29 protein-coding genes are annotated in these 24,575 nt (G+C 49.7%); 1 reads left to right on the top strand and 28 read right to left on the bottom strand.

Annotation, left to right across the window (positions count from 1 at the left end; all coding sequences use genetic code 11):
* Positions 1-126: 126 nt before the first annotated feature.
* The 18 genes from KNO87_RS02145 to glyA all read right to left on the bottom strand — a co-directional run bounded on the left by KNO87_RS02145 (position 127) and on the right by glyA (position 15,333).
* Positions 127-537 carry a F0F1 ATP synthase subunit epsilon gene (locus KNO87_RS02145; RefSeq protein ID WP_012727354.1) on the bottom strand — a complete coding sequence of 137 codons (411 nt, stop codon included), beginning with the start codon at positions 535-537 and terminating at the stop codon, positions 127-129.
* Positions 538-565: 28 nt separating this feature from the next.
* A complete protein-coding gene (gene atpD / locus KNO87_RS02150) occupies positions 566-1,984 on the bottom strand; it encodes a F0F1 ATP synthase subunit beta (RefSeq protein WP_159562971.1) in 1,419 nt (472 codons plus the stop codon).
* Positions 1,985-2,018: 34 nt separating this feature from the next.
* Positions 2,019-2,876: an ATP synthase F1 subunit gamma gene (gene atpG / locus KNO87_RS02155; RefSeq protein WP_074035890.1), complete on the bottom strand. Its 858-nt coding sequence runs from the start codon at positions 2,874-2,876 to the stop codon at positions 2,019-2,021.
* A gap of 36 nt (positions 2,877-2,912) precedes the next feature.
* On the bottom strand, positions 2,913-4,421 hold the full coding sequence (gene atpA / locus KNO87_RS02160) for a F0F1 ATP synthase subunit alpha (protein WP_214792934.1): 1,509 nt from the start codon (positions 4,419-4,421) through the stop codon (positions 2,913-2,915).
* An 18-nt stretch (positions 4,422-4,439) separates the two neighbouring features.
* On the bottom strand, positions 4,440-4,973 hold the full coding sequence (locus KNO87_RS02165) for a F0F1 ATP synthase subunit delta (RefSeq protein WP_214792931.1): 534 nt from the start codon (positions 4,971-4,973) through the stop codon (positions 4,440-4,442).
* Entirely contained in the window at positions 4,973-5,500 is a 528-nt protein-coding gene (gene atpF / locus KNO87_RS02170; protein ID WP_074035884.1) for a F0F1 ATP synthase subunit B, read from the bottom strand. The genes KNO87_RS02165 and atpF overlap by 1 nt, the downstream gene beginning before the upstream one ends.
* A gap of 71 nt (positions 5,501-5,571) precedes the next feature.
* On the bottom strand, positions 5,572-5,793 hold the full coding sequence (gene atpE, locus KNO87_RS02175) for a F0F1 ATP synthase subunit C (protein ID WP_012727360.1): 222 nt from the start codon (positions 5,791-5,793) through the stop codon (positions 5,572-5,574).
* A gap of 65 nt (positions 5,794-5,858) precedes the next feature.
* Positions 5,859-6,596, bottom strand: a complete 738-nt coding sequence (gene atpB / locus KNO87_RS02180; protein WP_214786286.1) for a F0F1 ATP synthase subunit A — start codon at positions 6,594-6,596, stop codon at positions 5,859-5,861.
* Positions 6,596-7,003: an ATP synthase subunit I gene (locus KNO87_RS02185; RefSeq protein ID WP_214792929.1), complete on the bottom strand. Its 408-nt coding sequence runs from the start codon at positions 7,001-7,003 to the stop codon at positions 6,596-6,598. The genes atpB and KNO87_RS02185 overlap by 1 nt, the downstream gene beginning before the upstream one ends.
* Positions 7,000-7,227, bottom strand: coding sequence for an AtpZ/AtpI family protein (locus KNO87_RS02190; protein WP_214786282.1), 228 nt, complete (start codon positions 7,225-7,227; stop codon positions 7,000-7,002). The genes KNO87_RS02185 and KNO87_RS02190 overlap by 4 nt, the downstream gene beginning before the upstream one ends.
* 662 nt (positions 7,228-7,889) lie before the next feature.
* On the bottom strand, positions 7,890-8,519 hold the full coding sequence (gene upp, locus KNO87_RS02195; protein ID WP_074035874.1) for a uracil phosphoribosyltransferase: 630 nt from the start codon (positions 8,517-8,519) through the stop codon (positions 7,890-7,892).
* Between the two features lie 103 nt (positions 8,520-8,622).
* Positions 8,623-9,831 carry a hypothetical protein gene (locus KNO87_RS02200; protein ID WP_214792926.1) on the bottom strand — a complete coding sequence of 403 codons (1,209 nt, stop codon included), beginning with the start codon at positions 9,829-9,831 and terminating at the stop codon, positions 8,623-8,625.
* 190 nt (positions 9,832-10,021) lie between these two features.
* Entirely contained in the window at positions 10,022-10,693 is a 672-nt protein-coding gene (locus KNO87_RS02205; RefSeq protein ID WP_214792923.1) for a S1 domain-containing protein, read from the bottom strand.
* A gap of 108 nt (positions 10,694-10,801) precedes the next feature.
* Positions 10,802-12,037: a sensor histidine kinase gene (locus KNO87_RS02210; protein WP_214792920.1), complete on the bottom strand. Its 1,236-nt coding sequence runs from the start codon at positions 12,035-12,037 to the stop codon at positions 10,802-10,804.
* Positions 12,038-12,039: 2 nt separating this feature from the next.
* A complete protein-coding gene (locus KNO87_RS02215; RefSeq protein ID WP_214786274.1) occupies positions 12,040-12,717 on the bottom strand; it encodes a response regulator transcription factor in 678 nt (225 codons plus the stop codon).
* A gap of 65 nt (positions 12,718-12,782) precedes the next feature.
* Positions 12,783-13,031 (bottom strand): hypothetical protein, encoded by a 249-nt coding sequence (locus KNO87_RS02220; RefSeq protein WP_214792917.1) that lies wholly within the window; start codon positions 13,029-13,031, stop codon positions 12,783-12,785.
* A gap of 99 nt (positions 13,032-13,130) precedes the next feature.
* On the bottom strand, positions 13,131-14,075 hold the full coding sequence (locus tag KNO87_RS02225) for a hypothetical protein (RefSeq protein WP_214792914.1): 945 nt from the start codon (positions 14,073-14,075) through the stop codon (positions 13,131-13,133).
* Positions 14,076-14,079: 4 nt separating this feature from the next.
* On the bottom strand, positions 14,080-15,333 hold the full coding sequence (gene glyA / locus KNO87_RS02230; RefSeq protein ID WP_214786268.1) for a serine hydroxymethyltransferase: 1,254 nt from the start codon (positions 15,331-15,333) through the stop codon (positions 14,080-14,082).
* A 132-nt stretch (positions 15,334-15,465) separates the two neighbouring features.
* Here glyA and KNO87_RS02235 point away from each other — a divergent pair, with 132 nt between their 5' ends.
* A complete protein-coding gene (locus KNO87_RS02235; RefSeq protein WP_214792911.1) occupies positions 15,466-16,251 on the top strand; it encodes an alpha/beta hydrolase in 786 nt (261 codons plus the stop codon).
* A gap of 51 nt (positions 16,252-16,302) precedes the next feature.
* Here KNO87_RS02235 and KNO87_RS02240 read toward each other — a convergent pair whose 3' ends face one another.
* The 10 genes from KNO87_RS02240 to rho all read right to left on the bottom strand — a co-directional run bounded on the left by KNO87_RS02240 (position 16,303) and on the right by rho (position 24,513).
* A complete protein-coding gene (locus KNO87_RS02240; RefSeq protein WP_483298001.1) occupies positions 16,303-16,845 on the bottom strand; it encodes a TIGR01440 family protein in 543 nt (180 codons plus the stop codon).
* Complete coding sequence (gene rpiB / locus KNO87_RS02245) at positions 16,842-17,282, bottom strand: ribose 5-phosphate isomerase B (RefSeq protein ID WP_214792905.1); 441 nt, start codon at positions 17,280-17,282, stop codon at positions 16,842-16,844. The genes KNO87_RS02240 and rpiB overlap by 4 nt, the downstream gene beginning before the upstream one ends.
* Before the next feature lie 4 nt (positions 17,283-17,286).
* The gene (locus KNO87_RS02250) at positions 17,287-17,787 is read right to left on the bottom strand and encodes a low molecular weight protein arginine phosphatase (protein WP_214694549.1); all 501 of its coding nucleotides are present in this window, start codon (positions 17,785-17,787) and stop codon (positions 17,287-17,289) included.
* Between the two features lie 21 nt (positions 17,788-17,808).
* Complete coding sequence (locus KNO87_RS02255) at positions 17,809-18,819, bottom strand: L-threonylcarbamoyladenylate synthase (RefSeq protein ID WP_214792902.1); 1,011 nt, start codon at positions 18,817-18,819, stop codon at positions 17,809-17,811.
* Complete coding sequence (prmC, locus tag KNO87_RS02260; RefSeq protein WP_483298042.1) at positions 18,800-19,660, bottom strand: peptide chain release factor N(5)-glutamine methyltransferase; 861 nt, start codon at positions 19,658-19,660, stop codon at positions 18,800-18,802. The genes KNO87_RS02255 and prmC overlap by 20 nt, the downstream gene beginning before the upstream one ends.
* Positions 19,657-20,727 (bottom strand): peptide chain release factor 1, encoded by a 1,071-nt coding sequence (prfA, locus tag KNO87_RS02265; RefSeq protein ID WP_214786259.1) that lies wholly within the window; start codon positions 20,725-20,727, stop codon positions 19,657-19,659. The genes prmC and prfA overlap by 4 nt, the downstream gene beginning before the upstream one ends.
* Before the next feature lie 82 nt (positions 20,728-20,809).
* Positions 20,810-21,421, bottom strand: a complete 612-nt coding sequence (locus tag KNO87_RS02270; protein ID WP_214792899.1) for a thymidine kinase — start codon at positions 21,419-21,421, stop codon at positions 20,810-20,812.
* A gap of 106 nt (positions 21,422-21,527) precedes the next feature.
* On the bottom strand, positions 21,528-22,751 hold the full coding sequence (locus KNO87_RS02275; RefSeq protein WP_214792897.1) for a cation:proton antiporter: 1,224 nt from the start codon (positions 22,749-22,751) through the stop codon (positions 21,528-21,530).
* Positions 22,752-22,850: 99 nt separating this feature from the next.
* Entirely contained in the window at positions 22,851-23,093 is a 243-nt protein-coding gene (locus tag KNO87_RS02280; RefSeq protein WP_012727387.1) for a type B 50S ribosomal protein L31, read from the bottom strand.
* Positions 23,094-23,175: 82 nt separating this feature from the next.
* Positions 23,176-24,513 carry a transcription termination factor Rho gene (gene rho / locus KNO87_RS02285; RefSeq protein WP_214792894.1) on the bottom strand — a complete coding sequence of 446 codons (1,338 nt, stop codon included), beginning with the start codon at positions 24,511-24,513 and terminating at the stop codon, positions 23,176-23,178.
* Positions 24,514-24,575: the final 62 nt, after the last annotated feature.

Here is a 24,575-nt window from a genome sequence, read left to right on the forward strand (position 1 = left end):
TCCCACCTTTATTATCGGTCACCGCCTCTATATTTTTTACTATTTCCATGATTTAGGTTTGTGACGAAAGACCTATCTTGTCCGTCAAATACAAAAAACTCCCACACTTTCGTGTGAGAGTTGTTGTTATTCTTTCATATCGCGAATGCTCAAGCGGTTGATCGCTTTTTTGAGCGCAAGTTCCGCACGACGGAATTCGAGTTCTGAGAGCTTCGTGTCTTGGAGACGGCGCTCGGCCCGAACTTTCGCCGCAGAAGCGCGGTCATAGTCGATCTTATCCGCCATTTCGGCTGTTTCAGCTAAGATCGTCACCGTATCGGGACGAACTTCCATGAAACCGCCGCTGATTGCGATCAGCGTGCGTCCACCATCTTCGTGGCGCAGTTTGAGAACTGAGACGTCGAGTGGTGTCACCATCGGGATGTGCTTCGGTAAGATACCGAGCTCACCAGTGACCGATTTGGCGATGACCATTCGTGCGTCCCCTTCAAAGGCTGCACCATCCGGGGTGACGACGTTGACGTGAACAGTATTCATCGTCTAGTTTCCCCCTTCCGCGTAGGTCTTAGACCAACGTCTTCGCTTTTTCGATGACGTCTTCGATTGGACCAACGAGACGGAATGCATCTTCAGGAAGATCATCGTGTTTACCTTCGAGGATCTCTTTGAAGCCGCGTACTGTCTCTTTGACTGGCACGTACGAACCTTTTTGGCCCGTGAACTGCTCAGCCACGTGGAAGTTTTGTGATAAGAAGAACTGAATACGACGTGCACGGTGAACCGTGAGTTTGTCGTCTTCAGACAACTCGTCCATCCCGAGGATTGCGATGATGTCTTGAAGTTCTTTATAGCGCTGAAGCGTCTGTTGAACGTTACGCGCGATTTCGTAATGCTCTTTTCCTACGATTTCAGGAGAGAGGGCACGTGAAGTCGATGCGAGTGGGTCAACGGCTGGGTAAATACCCATCTCCGAGAGACGACGCTCAAGGTTTGTTGTTGCATCAAGGTGGGCGAACGTAGTTGCTGGAGCCGGGTCCGTATAGTCATCGGCTGGTACATAAACCGCTTGAATCGATGTTACCGATCCTTTTGCAGTCGATGTGATTCGCTCTTGAAGCATACCCATTTCCGTAGCAAGTGTCGGCTGGTAACCTACCGCCGATGGCATACGTCCGAGAAGGGCCGATACCTCAGAACCTGCTTGTGTGAAACGGAAGATGTTATCAACGAAGAGAAGAACGTCTTGTCCTTGCTCATCACGGAAGTATTCTGCCATTGTCAAACCAGTCAAGGCAACACGGAGACGTGCGCCAGGTGGTTCGTTCATCTGACCGAAGACCATCGCTGTTTGTTTGATAACGCCTGAGTCCGTCATCTCGTGGAACAAGTCATTTCCTTCACGCGTACGCTCACCGACTCCTGCGAATACAGAAATCCCGCTGTGCTCTTGCGCGATGTTGTTGATGAGTTCCTGGATGAGGACGGTTTTCCCTACACCGGCACCACCGAAGAGGCCGATTTTACCACCTTTGATGTATGGTGCGAGAAGGTCGACGACTTTAATCCCTGTTTCAAGGATTTCAACTTTCGTTGACAATTCGTCAAATGTTGGCGCTTGACGGTGAATCGGTGCACGAAGCACGTCAGCTGCCACTTCTTTATCATCGATTGGGTTACCGAGAACGTTGAAGACACGTCCAAGTGTCATTTCTCCAACTGGTACCGAAATCGGTGATCCTAAGTCAAGTACTTCCATACCGCGGCGAACGCCGTCAGTTGAGTCCATCGCAATCGTACGGACCGTGTCGTCACCAAGGTGAACAGCTACTTCGAGCGTCAAGTCGACACTAACATCGTCTGCTGTCGCTGCCACGTGAGTGACTTTGAGAGCGTTGTAGATGTTCGGTAAGTGGTTGTCGAACTTAACGTCGATAACTGGGCCCATGACTGCGACTACGCGGCCTTTCATGCCGTATTCGTTCATCGTGTTAGCCTCCTACAATCTAGAGAGCGTGCGCTTATTCAAGCGCTGACGCACCTCCGACAATCTCTGTGATTTCTTGTGTGATCGCTGCTTGACGCGCGCGGTTGAATTTGAGCTTGAGTCCGCGAATGAGTTCATCCGCATTGTCTGTCGCACTCGACATCGCCGTCATCCGTGCTGCGTGCTCCGATACTTTCGCATCGAGCAATGCGCCGTAGATGAGTCCTTCCGCATAACGTGGGAGGAGCGCCGCTAAGATCGTTTCTTCTTCTGGTTCGTATTCATACATCACATTGGATGCGGACTGTTCGATATCCCCAAGCGGGAGCAATTGTTGAATCTTCACTTCTTGGCTGATGACCGAGATGAACGAGTTGTAGCAAAGCTTCAATTCATCAATCTCGCTCTCGCTGAAGGCACCAACCGTCTGTTTGACGATTTCTGCGACTTCAACAAAAGTTGGTTGGTCGTTTAGCCCTGTCATCGCGCTATACACCGGGATGTTGCGTGACTTGAAGAACTGGACACCGACTTTTCCGATTACGTAAAGACGATACTCATCTGTTGATGTGTGCTTGTCTTTCAGTTCACGGTACACGTCACGCAAGACGCTGGCGTTATATCCACCTGCGAGTCCGCGGTCTGACGTGATGACGATGTAACCAGTCCGTTTGACGGGACGTACTTGAAGCATCGGGTGTGTCGCGCCTGATGTACCACCAGCGATCGACGAGATGACTTCTTGCAACTTGTCCATGTACGGCTTGAAGTTGGCGTTGTTCCCTTGGGCCCGGTTCAACTTCGATGCCGACACCATGTTCATCGCTTTCGTGATTTGCTTCGTGCTTTGGGTCGAGGTGATCCGCATCTGGATCTCACGTAATGATGCCATTTCGATTCACCACCTTAATAGACGCTCGTCACCGGATTAAACCGATGGCGAGAACGTCTTTTTGAATTCCGTAATTGCGTCGACCATTGCCTCGTCTGAAGGAAGGTTTCCTGTCTGACGGATTTCACGGCAGAGGTCTTTACGGTTTTGGTCGAGCCATGCGTTCATTTCTGCTTCGAAACGACGGATGTCTGTGACTGGGATGTCATCGAGATGACCTTTCGTGAGTGCGTAGATGATGATAACTTGCTTGTCTACAGAAAGCGGTGCGTTCAAGTCTTGTTTCAAGACTTCAACCGTACGCTGACCACGGTTCAACTTCGATTGTGTCGCTTTGTCGAGATCTGACCCGAACTGAGCGAACGCTTCGAGCTCACGGTATGACGCGAGGTCAAGACGAAGTGTACCAGCAACTTTCTTCATCGCTTTCACCTGTGCCGAACCACCAACACGTGATACCGAGAGACCGGCGTTGATCGCTGGGCGTACCCCAGAGAAGAAGAGGTCCGACTGAAGGAAGATCTGACCGTCTGTGATCGAGATAACGTTTGTCGGGATATATGCTGAGATATCCGATGCTTGTGTCTCGATGAACGGAAGTGCTGTCAATGAACCACCGCCGAGTTCGTCGTTCAACTTCGCTGCACGCTCAAGAAGGCGTGAGTGGAGGTAGAAGACATCCCCTGGGTAGGCTTCGCGGCCTGGAGGACGGCGGAGAAGGAGCGAGAGCTCACGATAAGCTGCCGCTTGTTTCGAAAGGTCATCATAAACGACGAGGACGTGTTGTCCGCGGTCCATGAAGTACTCACCCATCGATACCCCTGCGAATGGTGCGAGGTAAAGAAGTGGTGCCGGCTGTGATGCCGATGCCGAAACGACGATTGTATAGTCGAGTGCGCCGTTTTGACGAAGCGTCTCTACTACGCCACGTACAGTCGATTCTTTCTGACCGATTGCAACGTAGATACAAATCATGTTCTCTTCTTTTTGGTTGATGATCGCATCGATGGCAACAGATGTTTTACCTGTTTGACGGTCACCGATGATGAGCTCACGCTGACCACGACCGATTGGAACGAGGGCGTCAATCGCCTTAATTCCTGTTTGAAGTGGTTCGTGAACCGATTTACGTGCCATAACGCCGTAAGCTTTACGCTCGATCGGGTTATACGTGTCAGTCACGATTGGTCCAAGACCATCGATTGGTTGTCCGAGCGGGTTCACGACACGTCCGAGGAGTGCCTCACCGACTGGAACTTCCATGATGCGGCCTGTACGTTTGACAGAGTCGCCTTCTTTAATGCCTTTGTAATCGCCAAGGATGATAATCCCGACGTTACCTTCTTCTAAGTTTTGCGCCAAGCCCATTACGCCGTTAGAGAACTCTACGAGTTCCCCCGCCATAACGTTATCGAGTCCGTGTGCACGAGCGATACCGTCACCTACTTGAATGACTGTACCTGTCTCGCCGACTTCGATTTCAGAACCGTACGAAGCGATTCGTTCTTTTAGCAGGGCGCTAATTTCTTCAGCTTTGATTGTCATTGAATTCACCCCTATTTCTTACGCATTCAACAATTCACGCTCGAGGCGTGTCAATTTCGTTTCGATCGTATCATCGTACGTCGTGTATCCGACTTGGACACGGAGTCCACCGATGACTTCTTCATCGACGACGTTCTTCAATTGGAGCGTCTTCCCGAGCTTCTGTCCGAAGACGAGTTCGACGTCTTTCAAGTCTGTTGCCGACAACGGGTAGGCGCTAGTGACAATACCCTCTGCAATCCCACGGTAGTCGTTGATGAAATCGCGGACGTAACGTGGCAATGCGCGAACCTCTGCCGCACGGTCGTTTTCGACCATGACGAGAAGTGTGTTCACGACAATCGCCGTCATATCACCAAAGCTGTCTTTTAAAAGCTGTGCAAGCTCGCTGTCACTGACTGCCGGATTCGTTAAGAGATCCATGAGTTCAGGAGTCGCGTGGAGCACTTCATCGAGCAGACGCACTTCCGCTTCGACTTGGTCGAGCGTGCCTTGTTCCCGCGCTAAGTCGAAGAGTGCTTTGGCATAGCGTTTTGCTAATGATGCGTTCATCAGTTCGCACCTTTCGCTTTAGACAGGAAGTCTGTGACGAGGGCACGTTGTTTCGCTTCATCGCCTTTAAGGTCTGATTGAAGGACGTGGCGTGCTGCCGAAAGCGCCTGTGTGACGACTTCGGTTTGAAGTGATTGTTTCGCAAGCTCGCGCTCACGCTCAATCGCCTTCTCTGCCTCGATTTTAATTTGTTCAGCTTCCAAACGCGCCTGCTCCACCAAGCGTGCTTGTTCTGCTTCTGCTTGTCGACGGCTTGCGTCGAGCATTTCTTTCGACTCTGTACGTGCCGCACTGAGTGCATCACGTTGTTCGACGACATAGTTTTCCGCATCTTTGCGGCTCTTTTCAGCGAGTTCAATCTCGTTCGCTACATACTCTTCACGCTGTCTCATCATTCCAAGGAGTGGTCCCCAAGCAAATTTCTTCAACAGGGCCAAGAGTACGAGGAATGTGAAAATTGTAAAGATCATATCCAGAATGCGGAGGCCTTCGCCGCCAGCACCAGCTGCAATCATCATCGTATCCATGCATACCCTCCTCTTGACTAAATAAGTGAGGGAGACGTGCTCCCTCTCATGCTATTCTCGTTAACTCGGAATCAAGAGTTGAGGAGAAGGAAACCGACAGCCACACCGATGATCGGGAGGGCCTCAACCAAACCGATACCGATGAACATTGTTTGACGAAGTTCGTTTTTGAGTTCTGGTTGACGTGCTTGTCCTTGTACTGTTCCGTATACGATCAAACCGTTACCGATACCAGCTGCGAGTGCTCCAAGACCGATAACAAGTGCTGTTGCGAGAAGATTAAGTTGTTCCATTGTGTATATTCCTCCTAAAAGTTAAGTAAATAATTTGTTTGTAACGCTTTGGCGAGATGTCCGAATCAATGTTCGGCCGAAGCTTTGTGCCCGATGTACACCATTGCAAGCGTCAGGAAAATGTAGGATTGGATAACCCCGATAAAGATTGAGAAACCTTGCCATAGAATCATTGGGAAGACCGCAAAGATTGCGCCGAGCGGGTTAAGTGCTCCTTCGGCTGTAATCGCGAGTCCCAAGATGATGGTAATCATGATTTCACCGGCAAAAATGTTACCGTATAGACGCAAACCGAGCGTCAATGTGTTTGCAAACTCCTCGATCAATTTGATCGGAAGTAAGAACCAGACTGGTTTCACGAATTCCGCCGAATAGTGCTTGAATCCGTGTAGCTTCACCCCGTAGTAATGCGACATTGCAACGACGAGTGTCGACAACGCCAAGGTTACGTAAGGATCGGCCGTCGGTGAGTTGAACCACAGATAGTGTCCGGAAATGACGTTAAACGGTAGACCCATCAAGTTTGAGAAGAGAATGAACAAAATCAACGTCATCCCAAATCCGATAAAGCGTCCTCCTGTCTTCCAGTCCATCGCACTTGCGATGATTCCACGCACGAACTCCGCGAAGAATTCCATGAAGTTTTGTTTGCCAGTCGGCTTCATAGCCAAACGTCTTGTCCCCCAGAGTGCGAACACGAAGACGAGTAACGCTGCTATTAGCACTGTAATGACGTTCGTCCAGCTCCCGTATAACGTATAGTCCCCAAAGTTCAGAGAATATGTGGGAAACTCATGACCCATTAATATTCACCTCTTTTCCTGCTGAGCTGGGCAAGTGTGAACTCGCCAAATTGTATGATGTGGCCGGCGATTAGACCAGTTACCACCGCGATGACGGACACTCGATCCTCATAGAGAAGACCGACTATCACTGCTAAAGCACCGACCGCCATTCTTGAAACGGTCCCGTGCGACTTTGGTCGTCGTCCATGCTCGATGACGTCATACATGCGAATGACGCTTCGATTCTGCATATGTAGAATGATGAGACTTCCGACCCCGCCGATGAACAACCCGAAAAATACGGCTTTATACATCGGGATGATGAATGCGCCGACTAGCAAAATCGCAAACCAGACGGTAAACCATTTCGTATAACGCTTCATCAGTTCTTTCTGTGCTTTTCTGTCTGCTTGAATCGTATTCATTCGTCCTCTCCTGTCAATAAACTCCGAAGGGTGAGAACTAGCGCCGTAATCCCGAGCACGAGCCCGAGGATGATCGACACATTCCAACCGAACGTGCCCCAAAATTCACGTCTTTCGCCGTATTGTCCGACGAGATAACCGATGACGATCGGTCCAGCAAGTGCTGTCGAAATTTGTGAAGCGAGCGAGGCGTAGGATAGGTAACGATTGTCTTTTTTCGCCATCCTGGTCCCCCTTTCACACATGGTGCGCTTCTCAGTTCTTCACAGATTCACACTCGCGTGACCATCAAAAGTCACACAAGTTCAGAGTAATAGAAATGGCATAAGAAGTCAATGAATTTCACAATTATAAAAGCGCTTTAAATCAAGTCGTATCAATAGTTTTACGCACTTCATAAAGTAAACGATTGATGCACTTTTTAAAGAAAGTGTGAAGAAACGTTGAAATAAAAATGTTGACTTTATAACATTTCACAAACGGAATCAGATGAAGAATAGTTCAGTTATACCCCCACGTTTTGGAAATTTCAATCCGTAAACGTTTACGTTCACAAAGAGTTACGAAACGGTCGTTGACTTCATTTTGAAATCGTTTTCAACGTCCTGTTTCAGTATACCGAGGATGTTTTTGCCATGTCGAGCGATTTTGCCCATTTTTTTGTGAGGAATCTCATCGTTCTTTTTGGACGCATTTTCACGCCACGTCTAAACGGAAAATGGCGCGATTACATTTAAATAAGAAAGAACAGCATTTATTCGTCTCACATATCGATTCTCTGCCGTTCACTTTTGTGTCTATTTTGTGACATCTTCAAATGACAAATATTATTCGAGAAACATCATGAAAAAAAGCGAAAATCGCATAGACGATTCTCGCTTCAATCTTACTTCGTACCAAACAAACGGTCACCCGCATCCCCAAGTCCAGGAACGATATAACCGTGATCATTTAATTTTTCATCGAGTGCTGCAAGATAAATTTCTACATCCGGATGTTCTGCTTGTACACGTTCTACGCCTTCTGGTGCTGCACAAAGACAAGCCAACTTAATTGACTTCGCTCCGTGTTTTTTAAGAGCAGCGATGGCATCAGCGGCTGAACCACCCGTTGCGAGCATCGGATCGACGACGATGAAGTCGCGTTCCGTCACGTCTGTCGGGAGTTTCAAGTAGTATTCGTGTGGCTCAAGTGTTTCCGGATCACGATAGAGACCGATATGGCCAACTTTTACGTTCGGCATCATTTTGAGGAACCCATCCACCATACCAAGTCCTGCACGTAAAATAGGGACAATTCCCAATTTCTTGCCGGCAATCATCTTTTGAGTGGAAACAGAGACCGGTGTCTCAATTTCTACGTCTGTTAGGGGTAGGCTGCGCGTGATTTCGTATGCCATAAGTGAAGAAACTTCGTCGACGAGTTCACGGAACTGCTTCGTCCCCGTCTCTACTTTTCGCATAATCGTCATTTTGTGCTGAATCAAAGGATGGTCATAAACATGTACTTTTCCCATCTTGCTTCACTCCTCTCTCATTCTCTCTCGAGCATTGTACCCTAACTCTGTTGAGATGGGTAGAGCCAACTTCTATTTTCTCAAAGGTCAGACGCCATGAACGTCAATTGGCTTGGAAATAGTCGTTTGCAGGAAGTTCGTAAGACCGTGACGTCTTTTGGTCAATCAAGTAGAGCTCAGTTTCCGTTTTCCATACATCAAACGACTGTTTGGTTAATTCTTGGTACAAATGTAACTGTCCAACGTTGACCGCGTCAGTCGGCTTCTCGCGCATTGGAACGTGAGACAATTCATCAAATAGTTCTTGGGTTTTTGGTCCGTCTAGCCAGACTGTATCACGCTTTGATTCGAAGACGGCGAGTTGCATCTCGTCATCGATTGGTCGGGACGACATCTTGTTCGGGACAGGTCGACGAACGTGTCCCCAAATCTCAAGAACAGTCCCATATGTTTTAGATAGCGCAAGTGAAGTCTGTTCAGAAACATCTTCTTCAATCGGTTGCTCGGATAAGATGATCCGCTTCATTAGTTCTCGATGATTTCCTTCTAGAGAGAGTTCCTCTTCTTTTGCATCGACTTTCATATACGGTGCTTCGTACATACTCGGAAGAACAAGTTGTTTAAGCGATGGTTCCTTCCCGATTTGAAGAGCGATTCGGTTGTCGGCCCGTTTCGTCAAAAAGACATAGCCCTCATTTTCTCCACTTTGAAACGGGAACAGTCTCGGTTCGACAATCGGATCGAGCGTTCGTCCGTTCCGAATTGTCTCGAATGTCACGTAAAGCGCACCCGTATCCGGGGTCGTGTAGCGGAATGCCGAATCCGCAATCACCGCTTCATGAGTATCGTTCATCTTAAAAGCGCTCGTAATTTCTTTCATGTCCTCGACGCGATCGAATTCAATCGTCGAGACAACCTCTGACTCGATGAACCGTTCTTTGTCGAGTGCTTCGAATTCTTGAATCGGTTCAATCGCAAACGTTCGCTCCATCAATTGGTTGCTGTTTGCACAAGTGAGATATCGTTCTTCCCCCGCGGCAAAGTACTTCACATTTTTATAGCCGAGGGCTTCGTAAAGAGGATGACGGAATGTCACTTCCGCCACCTTCGCCCTACGCTTCGGTAAGACATCGGTCGGTCGTTGCTCACAGTATGTAAGAAGTTTCTCTTTTGTTTGTTCGGTTAATGTCACCTCAGGGTCTTGTTCGACTCGATAAGATGACAGAGGACGTAATTCAATCGCGTTTAACGTCTCGGCCCCACATCCACTCAACAAGATACAACTGAGTAAGATTCCCCAGTACGTCCGCATTGATGTTCCCCTCATTCCCAATTCGGTGAAAACCACCTAAATTTTTCTTGTACATCATAACATATAACCTATTTTTGTGATGATTTCAGAATTATTACGTTTCCAGCGATTCTTTATAGGCTTTTGCGTAAACGCATTTCCATATAAAAAAGAACCAATCAGTTAAGATTAGTTCTTTTTCGTCACTTGATTAATCGTTTTCGCGCTCATCTTCACTAGAATCATCTTGAGATGAGTCGTCTTGTGAGGAATCGTCTTGCTCATATTGGCCGTCCTCAGATTCATTGTCCACTTCGATGACTTCTTGATCCCGATTCAATTCAAGTTTGACGCGATCTCCAACCCGTGGTGTGTCGTCGTCGATTTCAGAGCGTGAAGCGAGTGGATACGTTTCGTCTGTTCCATCGATGTTAATCGTGACTTCTTGGTCTGTGAGTTTGACGAGCGTTCCAGTAATGTATGCATCGTCATCTCCGCTCTCACGGTCCACTTCTTTCACTTCATCGCTTCGATTCAATTCGAGTTTCACTCGGTCGCCGACTTGCGGTGTGTCGTCGTCGATTTCATGCGTTTGTGCCAAGCGATACGTCGATTCTTTTCCATTGAAGCTGATTGTGACATCCTCTTTTGTCAGACTCACAAGTGTCCCGTATAGTTCATAGTCATCTTCTACTCGTGAAGATGATGAATCGTCTGATGCGTTGACGTTTGAATCTTCTGAGGGTGACGCGTCGTCACTAGCTTGATTGATGGCTTGCGGGACGATGACTGTGTCCGTCTGATTCCCACTCACATAAAATCCGATTCCTACAATTGCCATGACGCCAAGTAAAGCTCCGATGATCCAGCCGATGCGTTTCATGTTCATTTCCTCCTCGTGATATGTTCTTCTTATTTTCATCATAAGCCTCGTATGTGAGAACGCATTTAAGGCTTCATTAGAAGTTGATGAGAAAATACGAAATGTTCATCATCGAGTGAGGAAAAAGACACTGCCGTCAGGGTCATTCGGTTTGCTTCCGATCGCCCACCCATTCAAATTCGCGACTTCTTTGGCAATCGCCAACCCAAGTCCACTCCCACTTCGATCTCTGGCTTCATCCAACCGATAAAATCGATCGAACAGACGAGCTCTTATCTCTTCTGTTAGGATTGGTCCCCTGTCGCGTACTTCGATGCGATCACTTGTCAGGTGGAGACTCGTCTCTTCTGCATATTTCAAACTATTATCGATCAAGATGACAAGAATACGTTGTAGCGATTCACGATGCCCGTACCAACTGCCGTTCGCTTTGATTGGAACATGCGCGCCATGCGAGCGTAAAAATCTTTCCGTCAACACTTCCCCAAGTTCGGCTAAGTCGATGTCTTCCTGGTCGACCTGTTCAAGTGAGGCGAAGCGATTTAATTCCAACATCGGTTCAATCAAGTCGTTTCGCATTTGTCGCGACTCGGTCAAAATGTGGTCGATAGCCTCAGCGCGTACACTCTCATCTTCTTGTCCCCAACGTTGCAATAATTTCGCATATCCTTCGATAACGGTCAGCGGTGTTTTTAGTTCATGTGAAACATCGGCGACGAAACGTCGCTGTTGTTCCATCGTTCCCTCGACTCGTTCAATCATATGATTGAATCCATGTGATAAGGTCGTCACCTCGTCCTTTCCATCATCGACGGCAATCGTTTCTAACTTGCCCGATTCCGTAATGCGCTCCATCGTCTCGGTCAATCGACGTAACGGTAACAACCCTTGGCGTAAAATCCACCATGTTCCGAGGAACGTCAAAAGGACCGCAAGGAAAAACATGACGAGAAAAATCGTCGCCAATGCTTGAATTGTGTCACTCACCGCCCGGTCTTGAAATCCGAACGCCAATCCATCTGTCGTGGCGACGACAAACCAGTCATCAATGAGTGCAGGTTCGCCGTAATTGATCGGAAACGTCGTTCCGTCCGGCACCCCTCCGCCAATGATGCCCCACTCTCCGTTTTCTTGACGCTCTAAGACGACACTATCTTCGTGAAGGGACAGTACCGCATCACTGTTTCGAACGTCTTCTTCCAACAGGTTTAACGCTTGTTGTAACACGTCAAAACGTGAATCGACAATCTCCTGCCTAGCGACGAACCATGTCGTGCCAAACGAGATGAGAAGGAGCAACAACATGAAGCCCGTCATCGCCCAAGCGATTTTTGTCCGTAACATGCTCACTCACCACGCTTTAACATATAGCCGACGCCTCGGACGGTTTGAATCCAAGAACCGGTCAGTTTCTTTCGGACGTAACGAACATACACGTCCACGACGTTCGTATCACCGAAGTAATCAAATCCCCATACGTGTTCGACGAGTTGATCTCGTGTCAACACACGCTCAGGGTGCTCTAAAAAGAAGACCAACAAATCAAACTCACGCCGTGTCAAATCAACTTTATTTCCCTCGCAATACACCTCATGCCGATTCACATCGACTTTGAGTGTCTCATAGGTCAGGACATGTTCGGAATGGTCCTGTCGAACAAGCTGGCGCATGCGTAAAAACGCCCGGATTCGAGCGAGCACTTCTTCTATTTCGAACGGTTTCGTGATGTAGTCATCAGCACCTAGGTCAAGCCCGCTCACTTTGTCATAGCGGTCCCCTCGCGCCGTCACCATGAGAACGGGCAACAGTGGTCTCTCTTCCTTCAATCGACGGACCACCTCGAGTCCACTCATTTGAGGCAGCATGATATCAAGTAAGACGAGGTCGATGTCGTCGGCGACGGCCCGTTCTAAACCGCTACGCCCATCTGTCGCCACGACGACTTCATACCCTGCATGCTTCAACTCCAACTCCAGTAACCGTGCGATTTTTGAATCATCTTCTACGACCAGAATCGTCTGCATCCTGTTCACCCCTTTGAAAAAACGCCGAGCGGACCGCTCGACGCATTATGATTCATTTCCCGAAATCAATCCGCAAAAAACAGACGGACGTCTTCTGGGATTGCTGATTCTACTTGTCTTTCGAGACGGTCTTCCCATTGATCCCACGTTGCATCCACTTGCTCGATTTGCTGCTCGATGCCCGTTGCCGCGACCGACAGTTGCGCGAAGCTTGATTGCCCCGGGGTCGTAAAGAACAAGAAACCGGCAAGTCCGATTCCCATCAGGCCGATTGCCAATAGACTAGTTCCAATTGTTTTCAGTAAACGTTTCATACACGCATCCCTCCTATTCGCATCATACGATGCGAAAATGAGAAATCGTGGTGATCTTCAATAGAATTTCATGAGAAAAGGCGTTGCTTGCGCAACACCTTACTCGTCGAGCACAGATTTTGCAATCGGCGCCCAATACGTTCCTTCCATCTCTGACACGGTCGTCAGCGTATCCCGATAAGCAGGATCGTCCGCTTTTTTCTCGGCGATTCCTTTCATCCAGAGGACATCTGCCTTGTACCCAGACTCAGGATAGGATTCGAGATAAGCCACATAGTCAGCGATTGTCGCTTTGCCTAACTTGTTGTCGACAAGGAGTCGATAAAATCCGACGGCCTGTTCTTGACCTGCTTTCGCTTTCCCGTCGAGCAACTGTTCAGCTTGCTCGTACTGTTTGTCTTGTACGAGCGCTTCGACCTCCGCTAACGGAACGACGTCCGGCGCTGGAGTCGACTGTTCTTCCGTCGCATCAGTTGGCGCCTCTTCTTGATCTTGTAGCTGCTCATTTTCCTTCTCGAGTCGGGCGACTTCCGCTTCGAGTTCCTTCAGACGCTCCGCCATCGCCTCTTCCTCCGTCACCGTCTCGACGACGACTTGGTCCGTCTCGCTCGGCGGCACAATCGGAGGTTCAGCATCTGGCCAAAAGATGAGCGCGGCGGCAGCAAGCCCGACGACGAGCGGAAGACCTAACCATTTCTTATCAAACTTGAACGCCTGTCGCCACTCGGCTAAATCCGAATGCTGGATGACGGCCGTTGAGAACGAACGAAAGCGGCGCTTGGCCGCTTTTTTCCCGTTCGCTTTCACTTCTAGCGCAAGACCTAGTCGATGGAACGCTGCGGGCACTTTCATCCCGAGGAGCGGTACGATCCGTTCGCTCGCTTCTTCGTAATAGCCGTGGTCGAGGAGCGTCGTAATGACCCCGAACTCGCTGGCGACAAGACGGAAAGACGGATCGTGTTCCCCTTTACGAGCCAACCATTCCGTCATATCGATCAATGGGAGTTCGGAGAGCTCTCGTTCTGCTAGTGTCCGGATGTCCATTGACTCAGCCTCGTTCTGGGTAAAGTGGGAACTTCGCAGTTAACGTTCGCACGTCTTGGAGTGCTTCTGCGAGTACCGACTCGTCTTCATGATGTTTGAGTACACGACCGATCAGGCGTGCCACTTCTTGCATATCGTCCTCTTTGAAGCCACGCGTCGTCATCGCTGCCGTACCGAGACGGATTCCGCTTGTGACGAATGGTGATGCTGGATCGAATGGGATCGTGTTTTTGTTGACCGTGATTCCTGCAGCGTCGAGCGCATGCTCCGCCGCTTTCCCTGTGATGTCGATTCCTTGAAGGTCGACGAGTAAGAGGTGGTTGTCCGTTCCGCCCGATACGATTCGGAGCCCTTCTTCTTCAAGACCAGCCGCAAGTGCCTGTGCATTGGCGATGACTTGACGCTGATACTCTTTGAATTCTGGTTGGAGTGCCTCTCCGAACGCGACTGCTTTCGCTGCGATGACGTGCATCAGCGGTCCACCTTGAATTCCTGGGAAGATGGATTTGTCGATTGCTTTCGCGAACTCTTCCTTACAAAGAATCATACCGCCACGTGGTCCACGGAGTGTCTTGTGCGTCGTCGTCGTGACGAAATCCGCATGCTCGACTGGGTTCGGGTGAAGACCTGCTGCCACGAGTCCAGCAATGTGTGCCATATCGACCATGAGATATGCATCGACACTGTCCGCGATTTCACGGAACTTCGCGAAGTCGATTGTGCGCGGGTAAGCCGAAGCTCCTGCGACAATCAATTTTGGTTTATGTTCTTTTGCGAGTGCTGCGACAACGTCATAGTCGATGTGTTCTGTCTCTTTGTCTACACCGTATTCGACGAAGTTATATTGCACACCAGAGAAGTTGACCGGGCTACCGTGCGTCAAGTGACCACCGTGTGAAAGGTTCATCCCGAGCACCGTGTCTCCTGCTTCAAGCACTGTGAAATAGACCGCCATGTTTGCTTGTGCACCTGAGTGTGGTTGTACGTTCGCATGTTCTGCACCGAACAATGCTTTCGCACGGTCGCGCGCCAAGTTTTCAGCGACGTCGACAAACTCACAGCCGCCATAGTAACGGCGTCCCGGATATCCTTCGGCATACTTGTTCGTCAATACGCCTCCTTGCGCTTCCATGACCGCTTCTGAAACAAAGTTTTCTGAAGCGATGAGTTCGATGTTGTCGCGTTGACGACCGAGCTCGTGTTGCATTGCCTCAAACAATTCCGCATCCTGCACTTTTAACTTCGTCGTGTTTACCATGTGAAGACCCCCTCTAAATGTCTAAAAATCAACACCCCCATCGTACCACACGCATCTTTTTTTGGGTATCGCTATAATCAGGTGAAAAGATGGGTATCATTAGAAAGAATGTAACTGTGAGGAGGTCACTTCATGATTGAGACAAAAGACATTACAATTACCCCGTTTGAACGTAGCCGGACGGTCCGAATCTACACACCAGCAGATTACGAGACATCTGAGAAACGTTATCCCGTCCTCTATATGCATGACGGGCAAAACTGTTTCGCAGACGAGGAAGCGAGCTACAACATGAGTTGGCGCGTCGGTGAATACTTAGACGCCTCGAAACGCGACTTGATTGTCGTCGCCATCGATAGCGCACCTGGGGAAAAACGACTCGATGAGTATGGACCGTGGGAAAATCCGTATATCGGGGATAGCCTGCTCGGACGCGACATCGTCCTCGGTGGAGAAGGATCGGCATATATCGAATATATCGCCCAAGAATTAAAACCGATGATCGATGCCGACTATCGGACTCTTCCCGACGAAACAGCGATGATGGGGAGCTCGATGGGGGGACTCATCTCAATCTATGCAGCATGTGTCTATCCAGAGATCTTTAAACGCGTCGCCTCTTTATCATCTGCCTTCTGGTTCAATCAAACTGAGCTCGAACAATTGATTGAGGTGAGCGACTTGAAAGGTGTCGAACGTCTCTATTTAGACGTCGGTGCCAAAGAAGTCGAGGAACCGATGGAGAACGGACCGACGAACGAGATGTATCGTGAGTCGAGCGAACGCGTGTACAACTTGTTAAAAGACAAAGTCGAGCACATCCGCTTCGAAGTGATCGAGGAGGGCGTTCACAATGAGCTCGCCTGGCGCGAGCGCTTCCCGATGGTCGTGTCGTATTTGTTTGGCGAAGAACTATAATCACAAAAAAAGCATCGCATTCGGTCGAAAAACCTGAATGCGATGCCTTTTTCATTTGTTCGGGTATTGAGCTCGTGGTCCACCGATCAGTTTCGGTCTCGTGACAGCGAACGTGACGTACGCTTCTCCGAGATGTTTCGACGATAATCGGACCGGGATGGCCACTGGTTTCAAATGCATCCCGATCAATGTCGAGCCGATATCAATCCCCGCATCCGCTTGAATCGATTCGACGACACATGGTTCCTCGAAGTTCGCATATGCCTTCTCTGACATCGCCCCACCCGCCGATCGGACAGGGACGACCGTCACTTCTGATAGACCAAATTGCTTGAGCGTCCGCCGTTCCACGGTGAGCGCACGGTTGATGTGTTCACACCCTTGAAACGCCAAATGGACACCTGTTTTCTTTTTGAATTCAAGGAAGGCCTCCATCAACTCTTCTGCGACGTCGATGGACCCAGCCTTTCCAATCGTTTTTCCAAGCACTTCACTCGTGGAGCATCCGATGACGAGAATACGCTCATCATGTAACGGGAAGCGTTCATGAAGCTCCGTTAATAATCCGAGAAGTTCCGTCTTCATTGAGCTCACTTCGATTCGTAAGCGCTCATCTTGTCGACACGGTTTGAATGGCGTCCGCCTTCAAAGTCTGTATCGAGCCACGTCGCCACCAAATCGACCGCAAGGCCAGGTCCGATGACACGCTCACCCATCGTCATGATGTTCGAGTCGTTATGCTGACGTGTCGCTTTCGCACTGAACGAGTCGTGAACGAGTGCCGCACGAATCCCTTTAACTTTGTTCGCTGCGATTCCGATTCCGATCCCTGTCCCACAAATCAAGATTCCACGATCGAATTCGCCTGCTGCTACAGCTTCGGCGACCGGAATCGCTACGTCTGGATAGTCAATCGAGTCGGCAGAGTGCGTACCAAAGTCTTTATACTCATGTCCGAGTTCCTCAAGCAATGCTATGATATCTCTCTTTAAGTTGAAGCCGCCATGGTCGGCGCCGATTGCAATTTTCATTCGTTCATTCCCCCGTCTTCTTTGGTAGGCGTCTCGGTGGTTTCGTCACCTTTGACCCATCATTCGTTAATTTTAACACAAGTCGATTCACGAGTGGCTCGAGTTCGTTTCGCACTTGGCGATACACATTCATCGAACCGCCGAACGGATCGTTGATGTCTCGCTCAAGCCCTGTCACGAATTCGTAGAGCGTGTACGTCCGCTCTGCCAAATCCGGGTATGTATCCCGAATTTGTTCGCGGTGCGCACGTGTCATCGTCAAGATGATGTCCGCCCAGTTTCCTAGCACCTCATCGAACGTCTGGGTGACATGATCGAGCTCAATCCCACGTTCTCTGAGAACTTGCAGTGCATTTTCAGAAGCATCGAATCCTTGCATCGTTCGTAGACCGGCTGAGCGAATATCGAACTCGTCCCCTGTCATTTTCGAACGGAGCAAGGCCATCGCCATCGGGCTTCGGCACGTGTTGCCACTACATATGAATAATACGCGTTTCATTGACATCGCGTGTCCTCCTCTATGTCTTTAGGCATCTTTCGTCGGGTGTACGATCTTTCCGCCCGCCGCTTTATACAAACGGTTATAGACGGCTAAGGCGACCCCGACCGGTTCAATCTTGTTCACATAAATCTCATCGACGTCCGTTTCATCAAATCGACGAAGGGCATCGTATAAACGTTGCGCCGCCATTTCCATCGAAGTACCGAGGGAATAGGTGACGTCAGCCAATGTTGGCTCTTCGTCGAATACGAGTGCACCGATACGCAATCCCGCTTGCTGACGCTCCTCGATGACACGTTGTAACTCTTCACGTGTGCCATCGACTAAAAAGACGGGCGCCGTCGGGGCGTAATGCGTATATTTCATTCCCGGTGATCGCGGCGCAGCTTTTTCGTCACTCAAGTTGGCATCTAACGCGACCGGTCCGATGACAGCTTCGATTTCTTCTCGCGTCACTCCACCAGGTCGTAAAATCGTCACCGTGTCACCCGTACAATCGATGACGGTTGACTCGACGCCGATTCCAGTTGGACCTCCGTCCACAATCCCGGCAATCCGCCCGGCCAAATCATCAGCCACATGTTGAGCGGTCGTCGGCGACGGACGTCCGGAACGGTTCGCACTTGGGGCCGCAAGCCCTAAGCCTGACTTGCGAATCAACTCAAGTGCCGCCGAATGATTCGGCATCCGTAGTCCGATAGAATCCAATCCTGCGGTCACGAGCGAAGAGGCCCGGCCGTTTGAAGGCAAGATGATCGTCAAAGCGCCTGGCCAAAACGCATCCATCAAGCGTTTGGCGACGGGAGGAATCGAATCGACAAACATGCTTGTTTGCTCGATTGAAGCGATATGGACGATGAGTGGGTTATCCGACGGACGTCCTTTCGCCTCAAAAATCTTGCGAATCGCCACATCATTCATGGCGTCACCAGCGAGACCATAGACGGTTTCTGTCGGCATGGCGATGATTTCACCCGCTTGAAGAAGACGTACCCCCTCTTCAATCTCATTCGATTTAATCCATTTCGTTTCCATACGCAATCCCTTCCCTTACGGCATAGACGATACGGTCCTTGCCGTTTATATCTTTTAAAATACCCGTTTCTGCTTCAGGATAACGTTCAGACAGTAATGATTTCACATCTTGTCCTTGGTTATACCCGATTTCAAACGCAATCAATTGCCAATCGGCACGTAAGACGCGCACTGATTCTGAAATCAATTGCCGATACATGTCGAGCCCGTCCGTTCCTCCAAAGAGGGCGAGATGTGGTTCGTAGCCGACGACCGTCTCATCTAATAGAACGTCCGCCTCAATATATGGTGGATTCGAGACGAGGATTCGAATCGATTGATCGGCAATCGGGGCGAGCCCGTCCCCTTCATAAAAACGAACACTCGCACCGAGCGATTCTGCATTCCGTTTCGCGACCGCAATCGCTTCCGGGGAAATATCGACGGTCTGCACCCGGACACCGAGCTCTAAGCTGAGCGTGATGGCAATCGCGCCGCTCCCTGTTCCGACATCGACGATTTCATCGTTCGCTACATGATGAATTTGCCCGAGAAGCCAGTCAATCAACTCTTCCGTTTCCGGTCTCGGGATTAAGACGTCCCGATTCACTTCGAACGAGCGACCATAAAACGGCGCCTGCCCAATCACGTGTTGTACCGGCTCGCCGGTCAACAGGCGCTCAATTCCAGCTTCGAACCGCGCTGCTTCATCGGTGGATAGTTCATCCGACAATCGAACGAGGAGACCCGTCCGGTCGACATCGAGCACATGCATGAGCCACCATTCGGCAGCCGCACGGTCGCGTTCGGCCTCTTGAAGCCGCTCTTCTGTCTGCTTCAGTAGCGCAGCGATACGCATCATTCCGCATCCTCCATAAGACGTGCCTGTTCATCCATGATGAGGGCGTCGATAATGTCCTCGAGTTCCCCCGCTAACACACGGTCCAACTTTTGAAGCGTCAAACCGATACGATGATCCGTGACACGACTCTGTGGAAAGTTGTATGTTCGAATCCGTTCGGAACGGTCCCCTGTCCCGACAGCAGATTTCCGCTGTGCCGACAATTCTTCCATATGCTCGCTTTGCATTTTGTCATATAGACGTGCCCGAAGAACCTTCATCGCCTTGTCTTTATTTTTATGCTGCGACTTCTCATCCTGACACGAGACGACGAGACCTGACGGGATGTGCGTCAAACGGACGGCGGACTGCGTCGTGTTGACGGACTGACCGCCTGGACCTGACGAGGTGAACGTATCGACACGAACATCTTTCATATCGATATGAACCTCGACATCTTCTGCTTCAGGTAAGACGGCGACCGTTGCCGTAGACGTATGAATCCGACCACCTGATTCAGTTGATGGGACACGTTGCACACGGTGCGCACCATTCTCAAACTTGAGTTTCGAGTAAGCGCCTGCCCCGTTGATCATAAACGTGACTTCCTTGAACCCGCCTAGCTCGGTATAGTTCGCGTCAATCAGCTCGACTTTCCAGTTTTGACGCTCGGCGAATCGCGTGTACATCTTATACAGGTCACCCGCGAAAAGAGCTGCCTCGTCTCCACCTGCCGCGCCTCGGACTTCGACGATAACGTTCTTGTCATCGTTCGGGTCTTTTGGAAGTAATAAGATTCGTAACTTCGCTTCTAGCTCTTTCACTTCCGGCTCCAAGAGATTCATCTCTTCTTTGGCAAGTTCACGCATCTCGGCGTCGAGCGTCCGATCCTCGAGCATCGCCTTCGCCTCTTTGAACGCCTCGCTCGTTTCTTTATATTGACGATACATCTGTACCGTCTCTTCTAACTGTGCCTGTTCTTTTGAATATTGTCGTAACTTCGTCGAATCACTGAGCACCTCAGGATCGGCGAGCATTTCATTCAATTGCATATAACGATCTTCCAATACACTTAAACGGTCAAACATGATGATCCGTCCTTTCTCCGTCAAATCAAACTCTATCTATTATAGCAAAAAAACGGACCGCCGAGGGCGGTCCGTCGATTCATCAGTCTGCCACCGTATGGCGGACCGGATGTGGTTTATTCGGTACATCATGGCAATGACGGCACCGCGGTTCGTACGACTCTGAAGCCCCGACCAAGATGACCGGATCTTCATAACGAGCCGGTTGCCCATCAATCAAACGCTGCGTCCGTGAAGCAGGTGCGCCACAAGACAAGCAAATCGCCTGAAGTTTCGTCACGAACTCCGCACGCGACAACAACTCAGGCATCATCGTGAACGGTTCGCCACGGAAGTCCATATCGAGCCCGGCGCAGATGACGCGTTTGTCCTCGTTTGCGAGCTGTTCGATAACATCGACGATTCCTTCGTCAAAGAATTGCACTTCATCGATTGCGATGACCTGCGTTTCTTCGCGTACCGCATCGTATAATTCTTGGCTCGATGCGATGGGTACCGCCACAACCGAGTTGCCCGTATGTGAGACGACGTTCTCTTCATGATACCGGTCGTCGATTGCTGGTTTGAACACTTGGACCGGAATCTTTCCATAGTGAGCACGGCGGACACGACGAATCAATTCCTCCGACTTCCCTGAAAACATACTCCCACAAATCACTTCAATCCAACCATATCGGTTCGTCACATGCATCATTATTCTTCGCCCTCTCCATCGATAATCGCTTTCCGATTATACCTATCTTTCGAGTTGAGGAAAAGGGTTGACTTCTCTCAATTTCTGTTAGAAGTGAATCCGACCTTTACTCGTCGGCTTTCGCCTCTTTTTGCACATCAATTAATTTCAATTTACGTGCGAGCGGTCGGATTGTGAGACCGTGTAATGTCACGGAAATGAAGACGAGACCGAGCGTGAGCGGTAACATTTGCTTCGCATCGTCAATCCCGAGATGCGCCACTTCTTCAGCAAAGAAACCGGCGACCGTCATCGCGACAATCCCACGCGGCGCAATCCACCCGATGAACCCTCGCTCCGCTAACGGCAATCCTCCACCGACGGTCGACAAGTAAATCGCTACTGGGCGAACCAAGAACAAAATACCCGCAATCGTCAAGAGGAGCGGCCATTGGAAGATATTCAAGAGCTCTGCTCGAGAAAGCGACGCCGTCAATAAGATGAAGACAGACGAAATGAGCAAGATTGAAATATCTTCTTTAAAGGATTGCAACTCTTCAATAATCTCTTCGTCTCGATGTTTCGTATTGGCCATCGTCATCCCCATCGCCGTCACGGCGAGAAGGCCGACTTCATGCATCATGAGCTCACTGAGTGAGAACAAGATGAGGACGGCCGTCAACGTGACCGAAGCCCGAAGATAACGGGGCACTTTCTCTTCGACAAACCATCCCATGAGGAGATGCCCAAACAAATACCCGAGACCAATCCCGATTATACAGGCACCCGCAAACAGGAGTTGCATCCATAAATCCATTCCTTCATATACGATATAGCCGAGTCGTACGACGAAGAGTCCGAGCAACGCCCCGACCGGATCGACGATGATCCCTTCCCATTTCAAAATTGCCCCAACACGATCTTTCAAATGTGCCTGTCGTAATAATGGGATGACGACGGTTGGACCAGTCACGACAAAGAGTGCTCCCATCGTCCATGCGACGACCCAATGCAACCCACCGACGTATTGGATGAGTAGCGACATCCCGACAAACGCCAGTGCGACTCCGACCGTGACGATTCGGACGATTGACCGTCTGAACTGATTGATTTCGCTGAAGTGAAGTCCGAGACTTCCTTCAAATAAGATAATGGCGACCGCAAACGAGATGATCGGACTATATAAGTCCCCTAATAATTCACGCGGGTCAAACAGCCCGAGGATTGGACCCGCCAACACCCCGGCGAGCGTCATAATGATGATTGCCGGAATTTGATAACGCCATGCCAGCCATTGTGACATGATGCCGACCCCAATCAACAAGCTGATACTGATGAGTATAAGTTCCATAACGGCCCCCTAACGACAGTCTTTTGTCTCTTTACCCGCGTCGATGTAACAAAAAACCGCCAAGGGCAATCCCTAGGCGGTGAGCATACAACTTTACGATTAACGTTGGTATTTCTTGTTGAAGCGCTCGATACGACCATCTGCAGATGCGAATTTCTGGCGACCTGTGTAGAACGGGTGCGAATCAGAAGATACATCGACACGGATGAGTGGGTACTCGTTTCCATCTTCCATCGTGATTGTCTCGTTAGAGTAACGAGTTGAACCAGTGATGAATTTGAATTCTGTCGTCGAGTCCATGAATACGACTTTACGGTATTCTGGGTGGATTCCTTGTTTCATTGCTTTTCAACTCCTTCGGCCCTAAGTATTCTTTCAACCTAGAGAAAGTTCACTAGAATATAATATCACCCTACTATAGGATTTACAAGTCTGTTTTCGTTTTTTTCACTGGTCGTCTTTTTTTCTTATCTGCCTCGAGCGCAGCGAAAAAGTCGAGGTTCGTTTTCGTCTCACGAACACGGCGTAAGAAGTGTTCGACGAAGTCTGGAGACTCGTTCATCGTACGACGAATCGTCCATAGCGAATCGAGTTCCTCCTTGCCGAGTAAGAGCTCCTCTTTCCGCGTACCAGAACGGCGGATATCAATCGCCGGGAAGATGCGACGTTCTGCCAGCTTCCGGTCAAGATGAAGTTCCATGTTACCCGTCCCTTTGAATTCCTCATAAATAACGTCGTCCATCCGTGAACCCGTATCGACGAGTGCGGTCGCAAGAATCGTCAAGCTACCCCCGTCTTCGATATTGCGCGCCGCCCCGAAGAATTTTTTCGGTTTGTGAAACGCTGCCGGGTCGATCCCCCCAGAGAGCGTCCGCCCGCTCGGTGGGACAGATAGGTTATACGCACGCGTCAATCGTGTGATGGAGTCGAGTAAGATGACCACGTCTTTCTTATGTTCGACGAGACGCATCGCTCGTTCGAGGACGAGTTCTGAGATACGCGCATGGTTCTCCGGTGTCTCATCAAACGTCGAGAATGCCACATCCGCATCCGGTACAGAACGCTGGATGTCGGTCACTTCCTCTGGCCGTTCATCAATCAACAGAATGATCAATTCGACGTTCGGATGGTTCGTCGTGATCGAGTTCGCAATCTCTTTTAAGAGTGACGTTTTCCCCGCTTTCGGTGGCGCAACAATCAATCCACGTTGACCGAACCCGACAGGTGCAATCATGTCCATGACGCGTACTGAGAGGTGTTTCGGTTCGGTTTCGAGCACCATCTGTTGTTCCGGATAGATTGGTGTGAGTGCCGGGAAGTAATCACGTGAACGCGTCGAGTCCGTCGACTCACCGTTGACTGCTTCTACACTCAACAACCCTTGGAACCGTTCGTTCTCTTTCGGTTTGCGGACTTTCCCCGTCACGAGGTCTCCGTTTCGAAGGTTGAAACGGCGAATTTGTGAAGCAGCGATGTAGATGTCTTCGGAAGATTGAGAGTAGTTGATTGGTCGGAGGAAGCCAAACCCGCCGTCATTTTGTGACTGAGGATTCGGTGGAATGATTTCTAGAATACCTTCGAGGAAGTACAAATCTTTTGATTCGGCCTGTGATTTCAAAATCCGAAACATGAGCTCACGTTTCCGCGCTTCTCGGAAGTTTGGAACTTTGACTTCTTTGGCGATCTCATATAGTTCTTTTAACGTCTTCGTTTCGAGTTCACGAAGCGTGTAATTTTTTGTCGGTTCTGTCTGTTGACTCATTCAAGTCACCTATCTTTCTACATTTCATTACAAGAAGTATTCAACTTCGTTATTTTTGTTCT

The organism is Exiguobacterium sp. s34 (assembly GCF_018617435.1).
In the GTDB taxonomy this organism is placed as follows: domain Bacteria; phylum Bacillota; class Bacilli; order Exiguobacteriales; family Exiguobacteriaceae; genus Exiguobacterium; species Exiguobacterium aestuarii.